This is a genomic window from Sorangium sp. So ce394 (assembly GCF_051474665.1).
GTDB lineage: Bacteria > Myxococcota_A > Polyangia > Polyangiales > Polyangiaceae > Sorangium > Sorangium cellulosum_D.
Genome location: NZ_CP150339.1, coordinates 2,962,286 through 2,976,746 on the forward strand (window position 1 = coordinate 2,962,286; position 14,461 = coordinate 2,976,746).

The 14,461-nt window shown below is 72.0% G+C and carries 10 protein-coding genes; 5 read left to right on the forward strand and 5 right to left on the reverse strand.

The features are described 5' to 3' along the window. The first annotated feature begins 16 nt into the window (after positions 1–16). The gene (locus tag WMF33_RS11075; RefSeq protein ID WP_437337097.1) at positions 17–1,525 is read left to right on the forward strand and encodes a phenylacetate--CoA ligase family protein; all 1,509 of its coding nucleotides are present in this window, start codon (positions 17–19) and stop codon (positions 1,523–1,525) included. 106 nt (positions 1,526–1,631) lie between these two features. On the opposite strand, the gene WMF33_RS11080 is transcribed toward WMF33_RS11075, so the two are convergent. The 3 genes from WMF33_RS11080 to WMF33_RS11090 form a co-directional block, all read right to left on the reverse strand. Continuing rightward, positions 1,632–3,224 carry a protein kinase domain-containing protein gene (locus WMF33_RS11080; RefSeq protein ID WP_437337098.1) on the reverse strand — a complete coding sequence of 531 codons (1,593 nt, stop codon included), beginning with the start codon at positions 3,222–3,224 and terminating at the stop codon, positions 1,632–1,634. Positions 3,225–3,427: 203 nt separating this feature from the next. After that, positions 3,428–4,072 (reverse strand): Uma2 family endonuclease, encoded by a 645-nt coding sequence (locus WMF33_RS11085; protein WP_437337099.1) that lies wholly within the window; start codon positions 4,070–4,072, stop codon positions 3,428–3,430. An 81-nt stretch (positions 4,073–4,153) separates the two neighbouring features. Further along, positions 4,154–5,539, reverse strand: a complete 1,386-nt coding sequence (locus WMF33_RS11090) for a YecA family protein (protein ID WP_437337100.1) — start codon at positions 5,537–5,539, stop codon at positions 4,154–4,156. Positions 5,540–6,353: 814 nt separating this feature from the next. Between WMF33_RS11090 and WMF33_RS11095 the strand changes: the two genes are divergently transcribed. Together WMF33_RS11095 and WMF33_RS11100 are read left to right on the forward strand one after the other, a co-directional pair. Further along, complete coding sequence (locus WMF33_RS11095) at positions 6,354–6,635, forward strand: HNH endonuclease (protein WP_437337101.1); 282 nt, start codon at positions 6,354–6,356, stop codon at positions 6,633–6,635. A 14-nt stretch (positions 6,636–6,649) separates the two neighbouring features. Next, entirely contained in the window at positions 6,650–7,531 is an 882-nt protein-coding gene (locus WMF33_RS11100) for an NAD-dependent epimerase/dehydratase family protein (RefSeq protein WP_437337102.1), read from the forward strand. Positions 7,532–7,544: 13 nt separating this feature from the next. Here the strand turns inward: WMF33_RS11100 and WMF33_RS11105 are convergent, their stop codons facing one another. Then, positions 7,545–8,837, reverse strand: coding sequence for a hypothetical protein (locus WMF33_RS11105; RefSeq protein ID WP_437337103.1), 1,293 nt, complete (start codon positions 8,835–8,837; stop codon positions 7,545–7,547). A gap of 453 nt (positions 8,838–9,290) precedes the next feature. On the opposite strand from WMF33_RS11105, the gene WMF33_RS11110 reads away from it, so the two are divergent. Next, positions 9,291–11,147: a CotH kinase family protein gene (locus tag WMF33_RS11110; RefSeq protein WP_437337104.1), complete on the forward strand. Its 1,857-nt coding sequence runs from the start codon at positions 9,291–9,293 to the stop codon at positions 11,145–11,147. 166 nt (positions 11,148–11,313) lie between these two features. Then, positions 11,314–12,609 carry a trypsin-like serine protease gene (locus WMF33_RS11115; protein ID WP_437337105.1) on the forward strand — a complete coding sequence of 432 codons (1,296 nt, stop codon included), beginning with the start codon at positions 11,314–11,316 and terminating at the stop codon, positions 12,607–12,609. Between the two features lie 48 nt (positions 12,610–12,657). On the opposite strand, the gene WMF33_RS11120 is transcribed toward WMF33_RS11115, so the two are convergent. After that, positions 12,658–14,421, reverse strand: a complete 1,764-nt coding sequence (locus tag WMF33_RS11120) for a hypothetical protein (protein ID WP_437337106.1) — start codon at positions 14,419–14,421, stop codon at positions 12,658–12,660. Between the last annotated feature and the right edge of the window lie 40 nt (positions 14,422–14,461).

A 14,461-nucleotide genomic window follows, 5' to 3' on the forward strand; every position in this document is an offset into this window, starting at 1 on the left:
GGAGGGAGATCTCGCGATGCAGGATGCAGCACCCAGGCGGGTCTTGGCGGCCGTCGACGCTTTCCTGAGCACGCCGCTCGACGCGGCGCTGTCGCGGCATCGCGAGGTCGATCCGGCGGCCGGCGCGCTCGCGTTGTTCCACGAGGTCGCCGCGACGGTCCCCGCGTACCGGCGCTTCCTCGACGAGCACGGCGTCGACCCGGCGGCGGTCCGGACCCCCGCGGATTTCGCGGCGCTCCCGGTGATCACGAAGCAGAATTACGTGCTCCGGCACCCGATCGCGGACCTGTGTCGGGGCGGGCGCGTCGAGTCGTGCGACATGGTCGCGGTCTCGTCGGGCTCGACGGGCAAGCCGACGTTCTGGCCGCGGTCGGTCGCGGACGAGCTCCCGGTGGCCCGGCGCTTCGAGCAGGTGTTTCACGACAGCTTCCGGGCCGACGCGCGCCGCACGCTCGCCGTCGTGTGCTTCGCGCTCGGCTCGTGGGTCGGCGGGATGTACACGACCGCGTGCTGCCGCCACCTCGCGGCGAAGGGATATCCGATCACGGTCGTCACGCCGGGCAACAACAAGGACGAGATCTTCCGCGTCGTGCTGGATCTGGGGCCGGCGTTCGATCAGGTCGTCCTGCTCGGTTATCCGCCGTTCCTGAAGGACGTGATCGACACGGGCCGGGCGCGGGGGGTCGACTGGGCGCCGCTCCGGATCAAGCTCGTGATGGCCGGCGAGGTGTTCAGCGAGGAGTGGCGGAGCCTGGTCGGCGAGCGCGTCGGGTCGACGTCCCCTTGCTACGACTCGGCGTCACTGTACGGGACGGCGGACGCCGGCGTGCTGGGCAACGAGACGCCGCTCAGCATCGCGATCCGCCGGTTCCTCGCGGGGAGGCCGGACGCCGCGCGCGCCCTCTTCGGGCAGGACCGGCTCCCCACGCTCGTGCAGTACGACCCGGCGGTGAGGTTCTTCGAGCAGCGCGAGGGGATGCTGCTCTTCTCGGGCGAGAACGGGGTTCCGCTCGTCCGTTACGCGATCCTCGACAGCGGGGGTGTCTATGCGCACGCGGACATGATGGCGGCGCTCGCCGGCTTCGGCTTCGATCCGGGGCGGGAGCTCGGCGGCGAGCGCGGCGCCCGGGAGCTGCCGTTCGTCTACGTGTTCGGGCGCTCGGATTTCACGGTGTCGTACTTCGGGGCGAATATCTATCCGGAGAACGTGGTCGTGGGCATCGAGCAGCCCGGCGTGAAGGAGTGGGTGACCGGGAAGTTCGTGCTGGAGGTCCGCGAGGGCGCGGACAGGGACGCGTACCTGTCGGTGGTGGTCGAGCTCGCGCCGGGGGAGGGGGAGAGCGAGGCGCGGCGAGAGGCCGCGGCGCGGTCGATCGAGGAGCACCTGGTGCGGCTGAACAGCGAGTTCAGGAACTACGTGCCGGCGGGGAAGCGCGCGCCGCGGGTGACGCTGAGGGCGGCGGGGGATCCGGAGTATTTCCCGCTGGGGGTGAAGCACCGGTATACGAGGAAGCCGGGCCGGTGACCGGCCTTGGGCCTAGAACACCGATCGCGTTGATTTAAGCGAGAAATGCACCGCCAGGACACGAAGGACGCCAAGATAAGATTCTCTTCTTGGTGTCTTTGCGGTTCTACATTCCCTCGACTGGCGGCTCAGGCGCCTCCGGGATCGAGGCGGTCTGGCCCGGCTCGGCCGTGTCATCGCTCAGCGAACGCAGGAACGCCCCGCCGTCGTTTGTCGCGGCTCCCGTCGCGTCCAGCGGCGCCTCCCTCGCGCACCCGACGACGCCCCGCAGCGCCTCGCAGAACGCCGCCACATCCGGATACCGCTCCGACGCCTCGAACTCGATCGCCCTCTCAAGCACCTTCCGCACCGCGCTGCTGCACGGCAGCCGCTCGAGCACCCGCCCCGGATACCGCATCATGATCGGCGGCAGCTCCCCCCCGTGCAGGCAGAACACCGCCGTCATGCCGAGCCCGTACACGTCCGCGCGCGCGTCCGCGTCCTGCGGGCGGTGCATCAGCTCCGGCGCCGCGTAGAGGAACGTCCCCAGCGCCCCGCTCTTCGTGCCCCCCGTCGTGTCCCGCGCCCAGACCAGATCGAAATCCGTGATCCGCGGCAGCCCCTCTCCGTCGAGCAGGATGTTCGCCGGCTTCACGTCCCGGTGCACGAGCCCCCGTCCGTGAGCGAACGAGATCGCCTCCCCGGCGCGGAGGATCATCGGGATCACCCCCTCTGCCGGCAGCCGCTTCCCGACGACCGCGCTCTGCACATCCTCGCCGTGCACGAGCTCCATCACGAAGTAGTGCCAGCCGCCGTCCTCGCCCTTCGGCTCCAGGATGCGCACCACGCCGGGGTGGTCGAGCTCCGCCATCGCGCGCGCCCCCCGGAAGAACCGCTCCCGCCGCCCCTCGTCGCCCGCGAGGTTCGGGTGCAGCACCTTGATCGCCACCGGCTGGTCGCCCCGCCCCGCGTCGAGCGCGCGCCACACCGTCGCGAACCCCCCGCGGCCGATCCGCTCGAGCAGCAGGTACCGGCCCTCGCTGAGCTCCTCGCCCACGTGGAGCTGGCCGCCTTCCCGGCGCTTGCGCCGGAGATCGACGATCTCCTGGTCCACCTCCGCCGTGCTCGCGCCCGCGGCCTTGAGCCTCACCCGCCGCTTCTGCGCCGCGGCGATCTGCTTGTCGATCGCGCGGATCGCCTCCTCGGCCTCGCGCATCGTCGCCGCGAGCGCGCTCGCCGGCGCGGCCCTCGCGGGCGCCGCCTCCGGCCGCGCGCTCGCGGCGGCCTCCTCCACCGCCGCGCGGATGCCCCGGACCACGTCCCTCCAGGCCTCGTCCGGGTTGGCCCAGCTCGTCACCGCCCCGCCGTCCCGCGGCAGCGCCTCCAGGTCCGCCAGCGCGGTGCCCTCCCGGTCGCACGCGCGCACCAGGATCGGCACCACGCGCGCCTCGCCCCGGCGGTGCCGCTCCAGCGCGGCGCCGAGCTCCCGCTCGTAGCAGCTGTCCGAGGCGAGGAACGCCTCGCTCACCAGCAGCAGCACGACCTCGGCGGCGGAGAGCTCCGCCGCGATCGACGCGTCGCGCACCGCGCCGGCGCCGATCCGGCCGCGGTGCCACGTGCTCACCAGGCCCTGCCGCTTGAGGGCGGCGAGGTGCGCCTCGAGCGCTTCGAGGTGCGGCCGATCCGCGGGGGCGTAGGAGATGAAGACGTTGACCGCCATGCGCTGAGGAGCGTCGCCGCCGCGAGCGCGCTGCGTCCCGACCGTCCGCTCCGCGCCGACCAGGCTATCAGACGCTGCGCCGTCCTGCGCTCGCCCTCGATCCTCGGCATCTCGGCCGCGCGCCCGGGCCCCAGCGAGGCCGCGAGCCCCGTTCGCTCCTCCTCGGCACCCGTCGCCGATGAGAGGGCCGCCGCCCGCCCTCGCTACTCCTCGCCTTCCGCGCTGCCCGGCGCGGGCGGTGGTTCCTGCTGCTCTGCTGCCTCGAGCTCGTCGAGCTCGCGAAAGAGCGCGTCCAGATCCAGCGAGAGCCCCGCGCAGCCCGGCACCTCCTGCAGCAACCCCCCGGTCGCGGCGAGGCGGCGCACGTAGATCCCGTCCCGCGTGAGCTCGTGGACCTCGAAGGTGCGGAGCTGCGGATCGAGCAGCCAGTACCAGGGCACCCCGAACGCGGCGTACTCCTCCAGCTTCTCGACGCGGTCGCGCCGCTCATCGCGCGGCGCAGGGGAGACGGTCTCGATCATGATGTCCGGCGGGATCCCGACCGGACCACGGGCAGGGGGCTTCCGGGCGCGCGACAGGAACACGGACACATCGGACTTGCGCCCGCGCCGCGGCTTGAGGGCGTACTTCACTTCGGAGCCGAAGACGAAGCCACCGCGCGGGACGGCCCAGGCCCGCAGGATCTGGATGAGCCAGGCGACGGCCAGCTCGTGGACGCAGTCGGACATCTCTTCCTCGACCAGCCGGCCGTCAACGAGCTCGCCGGGCTGGTCTTCCGGCAGCGCAGCCCACTCCGCGACGGACAAGAGGCGGCCTGCATGGTGCTCCGGGTAGGCGCTCTGGCTCACATCGAGGAGCCTACCACCGCCCCGCGTCGCGCGCCGCCCCGAGAGCGCGGTCGCCATTCCACCGGCAGGCGGCCCGGCCGCTCACGCGGTCTTCCCGCAGCACCGCTTGTACTTCTCGCCGCTCCCGCACGGGCAAGGGCCCTTGCGGGACGGTCCTTCCTGGCGGGGCGCCTGGACTTTCGGGTGATAGTGCTCGCGGAGCGGCGCGAGCAGCCGCATCGTGTCCTCCGGCGTCCAGCGGGCATGGACGAGGCGGATGAACTCGCGTGGAAGGAAGAGCTGCTCTGGCTCGGCGCGCGCCGTCCAGGGGATGAAGAGCATCGTCAGGGCCATGACCTCCGCGTCGTCGACGAACGACTGCCGGGTGTTCACCGGAAGGGTCATCGCGAGCGCCTCGGGCACATCTTCCTCGCGCTCGAAGCGCAGCGGGTCGTTCGCGGCGAGCCGGCGGGTGAGCGAGACGGCCATCCGCGCCCCGAGGCTCCGCTGCACGGTGGCCGCCGATTCGGGCTCGTCGAGCGCCGCCTCGGCGGTGGTCCGGAAGAGGGTCAAGAGCTCCTCCGGGAAATGGGCCCCGGAGAGATCCCGCGGCGCCGACAGCGCCTTCTGCACCTCGGCGCGCAGCCTCGCGTGACCCACGCCGAGCGCGATCAGGCTCCCGACGCTGGTCACGAGCCGGAGCTGCGATGCGGCCTCGTCGAACGCCGTCTTGCAGGCGCGGAGCTGCGCCTTGCCGACCTTCGCGACGCCCCAGAACCCGCGCAGCGCGAGCGCGACGCTCCCCTGGCGCGAGGCGCCCCACGCGAGGCAGGAGCTCGAGAGATCGAGCTCCTCCGGGAGCGACTCGACGAGCGCGCGGCCGTCCATGAACGCGAGGACCGCGAGGTGCCCGATGGCCCAGAACAGGTCCCAGTAGCGCCGGAGCACGGGCGTCAGCGCTCGCTTCGGGTGCTCGACGCGGAGGAGCGCGCCGCGCAGGTCGTCGAGCTCGGTCACCGCACCGAAGAAGGCGCGCAGGAACTCGAAGCCGAAGAGCGGGCGGAAGGCCGAGATGCCCACGAACTCCTCGCGCGACAGGTCCGGGCCGGCGTGGAAGATGCGGTCGACGAGCTGCGCCGTGTGCCCCTTCGGCCCGGCGAGCTCGCGCGCCGCGGCCATGCGCGCGCGCAGATCCGCGACCTTCTCGCTGAGCACGTCGAGCTGCCCGCGGGTGATGATCGGGAGGTCGCCCGCGCGCATCCCGGCGCCGAGGCAGGTCACGAAGCGACCCTCGCGCGTCACGACGAGGAACGGCCCGCTCGCGGGATCGTCGAGCGAGATCGCGGCCCGCGCCGCGCCGTCGGGGAGCTTGGCGCAGCGGAGGAGGTACTGGACGAGGCCGTGATCGCGGTAGAGCGTGAGCGCGAGCTCGACATGAGGGAGCGAGACGCGATCGAGCCTGGACAGGAAGTGATGTTGATGTCCCACGGTCGCGGGCGGATCCTAGCGCGGACGACCGACCAGGGCGGCGCCGGCGCTCACCGGCCCGGTGGCCGTCGCGGCGCCGGACCCAGACGCCGGCGGCGACGAGCCGCGCCGAGCAGCCCGCGCAGAGGGCGTGCCGGCGCAGCTCGGACATAGGCTCGTCCCCCGCGGCGCGCGGAGAGCCCCTCCCCGCGGGCCTGCGGGGGTCGCGGACGCAAGAACGAGCCTGGGGAAGTGGGCTAGTTCCGCCCGCCAGAAGTCCGGCCAGGGATCCGGAGCGAGAGTTCAACGCAAAGGCGCAAAGACGCAAAAAGATTCGTAGTTTTGCGCCTTTGCGTCTTTGCGTCTTTGCGTTTCCTTCTCGTCTCTCGCGAGGCAGATCCCTGGCGGGAGTTCTGATCCGCGGTACTAGGCCCCCAACGCTTGATTCCTGCGATCGGGTCGTCGCAACGCTTGCTGCAAGCGTTGCGACGGCGACTCGGAGGCCGAGTCGGCGATTTCAACGCTTGAATGTGCCGACTCGGCGCGCGAGCAGCCGCTTTCAAGGCTTGAAAGCGCTCGCTGGGATCCCCGGAACCCCATTCTCAGCCTTGAAAGTGCCCGCTCGGGTCTCGAGTGGCCGCTTTCACGGCTTGAGAGCACCACCTTGGACGCGAGCACCGAGCTTCCCATGCGCGGGGCCCGCGCGCGAGGCTGCCTGGCGGACCGGCCCGATCCTCCGATCTTCCGGAACGTCCGACGTCGAACCCACCAGAGGCGGCGCCGAGGCGCGACCACGGGGCGCGATCTGGCCTCTGCCCGCTGAGGGCGCGGTTCCGTGGCCGAAGAGCTGCGCGCGTCCGTGCGGGAGCGATTCGATGCTCGCTGCGCTTATTGCGGCGTCCACGACGACGCGGTCGGCGCGACGCTGACGATCGATCACCATCGCCCGCGCACCCGCGGTGGCACCGGCGATGTCGAGGCGCTGGAGCGGACGGTCCTCGACCTGCGCACGGCGCTCGAGTCCGCTGCGGACGAGATCGAGCGCCGCCAAGGGTTTCGTAGGCACGGCGGCTCACATCCGCAGCAGAGCGACACGGACACCGACTTTTCCTGGTAAAGGGCGCAACGACCATGCTCGATCCCTCCCCCCCGCTCCTCGTCCTTGGCTGCGGCTTCACCGGCGCGGTGGTCGCCGGCCTTCGGACAGCCTCCGGTGGCCGCGTCGTCGCGACCACGCGCTCGTCCGAGCGCGCCGCAGAGCTCGCCCAGGCCGGCATCGAGGTGAGCGTCCTGCCGGCGCTCACCGCCGCGGCCGTCGACCGGCTCGTCGGGGACGGCGCGGACGTGCTCGTCGCCTTCCCGCCCGACGGCGCGACCGACGCCGCGATCGCGCCGTCGCTCCGCCGCGCGCGCGCGATCGCGTACGTCTCGTCGACCGCCGTCTACGGTGACGCCACCGGGCGCATCGACGAGGCGACGCCCACGTCGGCCGACGGCCCCCGCGCCGCCGCGCGCCTCGCGGCCGAGGCCGTGTACCTCGAGCGCGGCGCCGTGGCGCTGCGCGCCGCCGGCATCTACGGCCCGGGCCGCGGCCTGCACCAGCGGCTCTTGCGCGGCGACTTCCGCATGACCGGCGAGGGCGATCGGCAGGGCACGAACGTCGTCTCGCGCATCCACGTCGAGGACCTCGCGCGCCTCGCGCTCGCGGCGCTGGAGCGCGCTGCCCCCGGCGACGTCTTCGTGGTCGCGGACGACGCGCCCGTGCCGCAGATCGAGGTCGTCCGCTGGCTCTGCGCGCGGCTCGGCGTCTCGCTGCCGGCCGGCGCGCCGCGGGAGGATCTCCACGAGACGCTCCGCCACGATCGCGCGGTGGACAACGCGAAGATCAAGCGCGCCCTCGGCATGACGCTGCTCTACCCGAGCTACCGCGAGGGGTTCGAGGCGTGCCTGGCCGTCGAGGCCGCGGCGCCGACCCTCGCCGCGGCCGCGGGCGCCCCGCGGCATCGCGGGTGATCGAGGTCGCGAGCTACAGGACGTCCGAGCCCTGCCTCGTGACGACGATATCGTCGCTGTCGCCCGCCGCGCCGCCGGCCGCGCGCGGACCGTCGACCGTGCCGTTCTCGCCGACGCTGGACAGCGTGTAGCCATCGCCGCCCGGGCTCCTCTCGTACACGAGCGGGCCTGTCCCACAAGGATCCTGCGGGAGCGCCCGCAGCGCCTCCGGATAGCCGCCGTCCGCATACGCCCGCTCTGCCTGGACGGCCGCGCGGGCCAGCAGGTACGACGTCCGCAAGGCGCAATCCCGCCTCGCGGTCCTCTGGAGATGCTCGGCGTCCAACATGGCACCGAGCCCCGTGACGTCGGCGGCGAGCGAATCGGCGGCCACCTCCTGAAAGCGCGTGACCTGGGAAGAATCACGCTGCGCGCCGAGCGCCATCTGCTCCGCGGCGCGCAGCTGCGCGTCGAGCGGCGGGAGGGCGTGACCGAACACGGCGGCCATCGGGAGCACCGTGGTGAGCGCGCGGGCGCCGGTGGACCACGCGAGAGGACGGAGCTCCTCCTCGGGCAGGGGGCCACCGTCGCTCAGGCGCATCGCCATCTGGCGGAGGCGCAGGCGCTCTCTCCGGAGCACGTCGGCGAGCCGCGGCAGGTGGCGCCCGCGCTCCTCGAGCGCCCGGTCCAGCTCGGCGAGCTCCGCCGCGGGGATCCGGGGCGCGCCGGCGACGAGGGCCGCGGCGCGGCGGTAGGCGCGCTCCGCGTCGTGAATGCCGATCAGGCCGGCGATGGCCGAGCCCGCGGACAGGTCCGCGCCGACCTTGGCGACGGTGAGATAACGGTCCAGGGCGCCGCGCGTATCCCCCTTGGCCTCGAGCCAGCGCCCCTGGACCAGGACAGCGCGGTTTGCGTGCCACACCGGATAGATGGGACCGTAATCGATCCACGCGCTGTCGTCCGGCAGCTCGTAACGAGAGCAACGCGCCGTCTGCCGGAAGGCGTCGATCTCCGGGCGGCGCCGCTCGATCTCGGCGGCGAGCTCGGGGGAGAGCGGCGCGCCGGGCCCCGCCTCGAGCGCCCGCTTGATCCACTCGGGATGGACGTCCAGCTGAATCGACGCCGTCCTCGCGTAGCTCGCCCCGCAGTCCTCCTGCGCGGCGCCCTCGCCGGCGGGCCGCGAGCGCTCGCGGATCCGCGCGCGCTCCGCGTCCCATTCGGCCTGGGTGGCATCCCGGTAATCCCCGAGCCGGGACTGACCCCACGCCGACGCGCCGGCCCGGAACAGCGCGAGAAGCGCGGCCGTCGCCGCGAGCCCGATCCCCACACGTCTCACCCTCCCGAGGAGGCGCCCCTTGCTGTCTGTCATCGCATCGGAAAAGCCCGGGCGCGCCGGATCATTCCGTGCCTTTTTGTCAACTGGATCGCACGGAGAGGCTCCCGACTCGGGGCGGACAGAGACGGCCTCCCGGACGGCCAGGCCCGGGGATCCGTGACGCGAAAAACAGGGATCGACGCGCGCGAGGTGCACGATTACGCTCGAAGCCGCTGAAGGAGCGTGCATGAAGCTTACGTGTTGGACATGGCTTGTGCTGGCGGCCGTCGCCGCGGGCGTGGGATGCGGGGATGACGAGGGCGGGACCGGCGGCGCCGGGCCGGGAGGCTCGGCGGGGCGAACGCCGGAGGGGGAGGCTCGGGCGGGGCGAACGCCGGAGGCGGAGGCTCGGGCGGGGCGGGCACCGGCGGGGGGGACGGCGGGGCCGGCGGAGAGGCCCCACCGATGCCGCCGTGCGGGCCGCCCGACCCCACGCTCGCCGACCGCGACGCGGACGAGCTGTATGCGGCCGACGAGGTCTTGCGCTTCGACTTCCTCCTTCCGGAAGAGCGCTGGGCCGAGCTCAAGGCGAACGCCCGCGATGAGGAGTACGTGGAGGCCGAGGCTTGCTACGTGGGCAAGAGCCTGGGCGTCGTCGGCCTGCGCTTCAAGGGTGGTTATGGCACCCTGCAGATGTGCTTCGACGAGGAGGGAAACCTCACCTGCCCGAAGCTCAGCATGAAGGTGAAGTTCGACGAGTACGTCGACGGCCAGCGCTTCTACGCGCAAGAGCGGCTGAACTTCCACTCGATGATCTGGGATCCGACGAAGCTCCACGAGCGCATCGCCTACGGCCTGTACCGCGAGATGGGCGTCGCGGCCCCGAGGAGCGGTTGGGCCACGCTTTATGTGAACGGCGAGCCCCAGGGGCTCTTCTCGATGGTCGAGGAGGTGGACGGCCGCTTCCTGGAGAGCCATTTCCCCGGAGGGCCGGACGGCGACCTCTACAAGGAAGCGTGGCCGGTCACGGACGACGCCAGCTACTACGCGGAGCGCATCGAGACGAACGAGGACGAGGCCACGCACGAGCGCTTCGTCGCGTTCGCCGCCGCGCTCGCGTCCGCCGAGGGCGACGAGCGCCTCGCCGCGCTGTCGCAGTGGGCGGACGTCGAGCAGCTGCAACGCTACATGGCCGTCGACGAGGCGATCGTGAACTGGGACGGGGTCACGACCTTCTACGTCGACGCCGCCGGCGGCGCCAACAACCACAACTTCTACATCTACGACGAGCCCTCCTCGGGCAAATTCCACCTGATCCCGTGGGATATGGACCAGACCCTCGGCGCCAGCACCTACTTTGGCCAGGTGCCCCGCTGGACCGAGGCGCCGGCGACCTGCCCCGCCGTGGTCCCGGTGTTCATGGGCGCCGAGCGGGTGCGCGTGCCGGGGTGCGACGCGCTGTTCGGCGCCTTGAGCCAGGACCCCGCGGGCTACCAGGCCGCGCTCCAGGCGCTGCTCGACGGGCCGTTCGGCGAAGGGAAGCTCGAAGCGCAGGTCGACGCGTATGCGGCGCAGATCCGCGCCGCCGTCGAGGAGGATCCGCTCGGGCCCGGCCTCGCCTCGTGGGAGCCGGCGGTCGCGCGCCTCAAGAGCGAGGTGCCGATCCTGCGCGAGCGCCTGCGCCGGTTCGCCAGCAACACGCCGCTCGTGCCGTTCTCGTTCACCGCGGCGGGGATCAACGATTTCGAGGCGGCGGACGCGGTCGAGCTGTACGTCGGCACGCTGCTCGCCACCAACAACGCGTCCGGCGCGGTGCAGGGCCTCACGCAGGACGCGCCGCTCGACGGGGCGCAGAGCCTGCTCCTGAGCTTCGACTTCCGCGACGAGGCGTACGCCTGGGGCCAGTACGTGTACTTCACGGTGCCCCTCGCCGAGGGCTCGGTCGACGTGACGCCGCTCGAGGGCGTCCGCTTCTGGGCGCGCGCCGACGCGGCGCGCGGGCTGCGCGTCGACGTCGAGAGCCCCGCGCAGACCAACGGGCTCAGCGGGGTCCGCCACGGCTGGGACGTGCGGCTCGGCGTCGAGCCGCAGCTCATCGAGCTCAAGTTCGCCGACATCGCGCTCCCCGGCTGGGCGATCGACCAGGGGCTCGACCCCGGCGACGACGTGAACGACGTGCTCGCGTCGATCATCGGCCTCGCGTTCAGCCCGGAGATGAACGGCGTCGGCGCGAACGGCTTCCTCGGCCGCGGCAAGGCCGACTCGGGCGCCGTCGTGATCGACGACGTCGAGCTCTTCGGCGCGACGTCCGGCGATCCGTGATCGGCTGACACGAATCCTCCCCGGCGAAGTGCACGAGTACCGACACACTGGATAGAGCATCGATCCGTCTCGATGTTCCGCTCCTCGAACGCCGCCGTTCCAGAACGCCGCCTGGCATGGTCAGGGTATCGCCGCATACTCTGGACATGACCAGTGCGGAGATGAAATGAACAAGGAAGAGCTTGGGAATAAACTGGGTATCGCGATCTGCGCCGGGATCGCGTTGAGTCTCTCCACGGCTTGCGCCATCGCAGATGCGCCGGAGGATCCTATCGAGTCGCTCGATTCGCAGTCGTCCGAGATCATCGGCGGCGAGATCGCCGAGGCGAGCCCCTGGGCCGTCCAGGTCTTCGACGTGCGCGGGGACACGGGCGATTTTTATCAGTGCACGGGCACGCTCGTCGCGCCGCGCTGGGTGCTCACCGCGCAGCATTGCATGGCGGATGAAGGCGAGACGTCGGCGGTGCGCATCGGCAGCAACACGTACCGCGAGGGCCGGCGCATCGAGGTCGACGCCATCGAGGTGCCCTCGGCGGAGGTCGACATCGCGCTGCTCCACCTGACCGAGGACGCCGGCAGCGCGGTCGTAGAGCTCGCCCCCGCGGGGCCGGCCGTGGACGGGACGGACGCGACGGTCTACGGCTGGGGGAGCGAGGGCACGCCGCTGGTGATGGCGCCGTCGCTCAAGAAGGCGATCATCCACATCGACGGCCGGCGCTCCGACGACGAGCTCCTGGCGACGGGCGTGACGGGCTCGGGCTGGAGCGGCGACTCCGGCGGCCCGTGGTTCGTCGACGGGCGTCAGGTCGCGGTGTTCTCGGCCTCGAGCGGCCAGGACGGCACGAACTTGCACGCGTCGCTCGCCGGCGTCGACGTCGCGCGCCACCGCGCGTGGATCGACGCGACGATCGCCAGCGGCCCCACCGACCACCCCGAGGACGAGGTCGTGCTCCACGATCTCTCGGACTTCTCCGGCGTCTCGCAGGGCTTCGGGATCGGCCGCCACAACCTCCCGGACATGGCGATCATCGGCAACGACCGCGCGAGCGCGATCAAGGTCCCCGCCGGGCTCCGGGTCACGGTGTTCTTCCACCACAACTTCGAGGGCGAGGCGCGCGTCTTCACCTCGGACGCGGATCTCGTGGCCGCGGGCTTCAGCGACGTCATCTCGAGCTTCGTCGTCTCGCGCGCCTCGGACCCGCAAGAGGACGTGGTCGCCCTCTACGAGCACGCCGATTTCTCGGGCGACTCGCTCCTCTACGGCGTCGGCAGCAGGTATCTCATCGGCGGCGCCTGGGACAAGAGGATCAGCTCCGTCCGCGTCCCCGACGGCTTCAAGCTGACGCTCTACGACCTGTTCTTCATTTATTCGCCCGAGTCGCGCGTCATCACGGCGGACGCCAACCTCGACAGCTACGGCTTCGACGACCAGACCTCGAGCTTCACCGTCGAGCGCCCGTAGGAGCGATGGCGCGCGGGCGGCTCGCTCGCCGCGCGCCATCTCAACGCTTCAGCCCATCTCACCGCCGCCGGACGCGCGGCGCTGCCCGCGGGCCGGCCGGCGGCGCGCCCCGCGGCGGAACGCGAGGCCGGCGGCGAGGAGCAGGGCCGCGACGCCGCCCGCGGAGGGCGTGTCGGCGCCGAGGCGGCACCCGCAGCCCGACGACTCGCCGCTCCCGGAATCGCCGCCGCCCGCGCCGGCAGGCGGCGCCCCGCCCGAGCCCGACGCGGAGGCCCCGCCCGAGCCGGACGCGGCGTCGCCCGCGCCGGACGACGCGACGGTATCGAGCCCCGCGCCGATCGACGCGGTGGCGGTGGTGGGCGGGGGCGGCGCCTCGACGCACGCGCCCGCCTCGCACCGCTCGCCCGCGGGGCACGCGACCCCGTCGCAGACATCGACGCACGCGCCCTCGCGGCAATACGTGCCTTCATCGCACGAGACGTCGGCGCACGCGGCCTCCACGCACCGGCCGCTCTCCATGTCGCAGCGCTCGTTCGTCGGGCACCCGCGGCAGTTGCACTGGAGCACGCACACGCCGCCTTCGCACACCTGGCCGGAGTTGCACACGACGTCCTGGCACGGATCGATGCAGCGCCCGGCGCGGCACACCTGGTCGTGCGGGCACACCACGCCGTCGCACGGCGCGCTGCACTCGCCCTCGTGGCACACCTCGCCCACCTCGCACATCACGTCGACGCAGGCCTGCTCGACGCACAGGCCCCCTCGGCACACGAACCCCTGCTCGCACGGGAACTCCGCGGACCCGCAGCGATCCACGCAGCGGCCGCGGTTGCACACCTGGCTCTCCGGACAGGGCGCCTCCTCGTCGATGACGTCGTCGCAGTCGTTGTCGACGCCGTCGCACTGCTCGGCCTGGCTGCCAGGCAGCACGAAGGGCGTGCAGATCACCGCCCCCTGCGCGTCGCAGTCGGAGATCCCGAGGCGGCACGCGCCGACGTTCTCGTCCACCTCGCACGGCTGGCCGGCCTCGGGGCAGGTGATGCCCGAGAAGCGGAACAGGAAGTCCTCGTAGTCGAGATCGTTGCCGTTGACGCCCTCGGCGCCGGCCGCGTTCCGGAAGTCGAGATCCTCGAAGCCCAGGTAAAACGTGTTGAGCAGCTCGTTCGAACGATAGATGAGGTCCGAGTACCACGGGCCCGGGGTCGCGCACGCCGTACACGCCACGTTGAACCGGTGCTCGGTGTAATGGTATTGCGTGGCGTTGCTGGTGCCGGTGCCTCGCGGGTTCGGGATCAGCACGAAGCCGATCAGCCCGCCGGCGTACGCGGGGCTCTCCCGGATCGACACCGCCGTCAGCTCGCGCATCGCGGCAGGCGGCAGGGACGTCGAGAAGGGAAAGAGGATCTGGATATCGCTCTCCGGCGCCGCCGTGTTGAGGTTGGCGCCGGTGTCCACGGAGACGTACTTCGGCGGGTCGTCGCTCGCGCGGCTGTCATCGACGTTGTACCAGCCGACGGCGAAGTTGGCGCCGCCCCCCTTGGCGATGTACTTGCCGCTGAACTCGCAGAGCGGCGAGAACACCTGCGGCTCCACCGCCGCGTCGGCCACGACGTCGATCATCTCGTCGATGTTGTCGTTGTTGTCCGACCCGTTGAGCAGGTCGCTCAACCGTTCGGTGACCGCGGGGATCGTGGTGCCGTTCGGCTGCACGATGTCGGCGCGCGCCGTCCCGCTCGCGCCGAGCGCCGCCGAGAGGGCCACACACCACGCAAGGGCAGACGGTTTGCTGAAGCTGAAGATCGACCAGCGCATCGGGCCTCCTCTCCTGGCAGGACGCGTGAGTCCGAAACGA

Bases quoted from the DNA above. Each gene is read 5' to 3' on its own strand.
- WMF33_RS11075 (WP_437337097.1), top strand. From the start codon at position 17: ATGCAGGATGCAGCACCCAGGCGGGTCTTGGCGGCCGTCGACGCTTTC.
- WMF33_RS11080 (WP_437337098.1), bottom strand. From the start codon at position 3,224: ATGGCGGTCAACGTCTTCATCTCCTACGCCCCCGCGGATCGGCCGCAC.
- WMF33_RS11100 (WP_437337102.1), top strand. From the start codon at position 6,650: ATGCTCGATCCCTCCCCCCCGCTCCTCGTCCTTGGCTGCGGCTTCACC.
- WMF33_RS11110 (WP_437337104.1), top strand. From the start codon at position 9,291: ATGCCGCCGTGCGGGCCGCCCGACCCCACGCTCGCCGACCGCGACGCG.
- WMF33_RS11115 (WP_437337105.1), top strand. From the start codon at position 11,314: ATGAACAAGGAAGAGCTTGGGAATAAACTGGGTATCGCGATCTGCGCC.
- WMF33_RS11120 (WP_437337106.1), bottom strand. From the start codon at position 14,421: ATGCGCTGGTCGATCTTCAGCTTCAGCAAACCGTCTGCCCTTGCGTGG.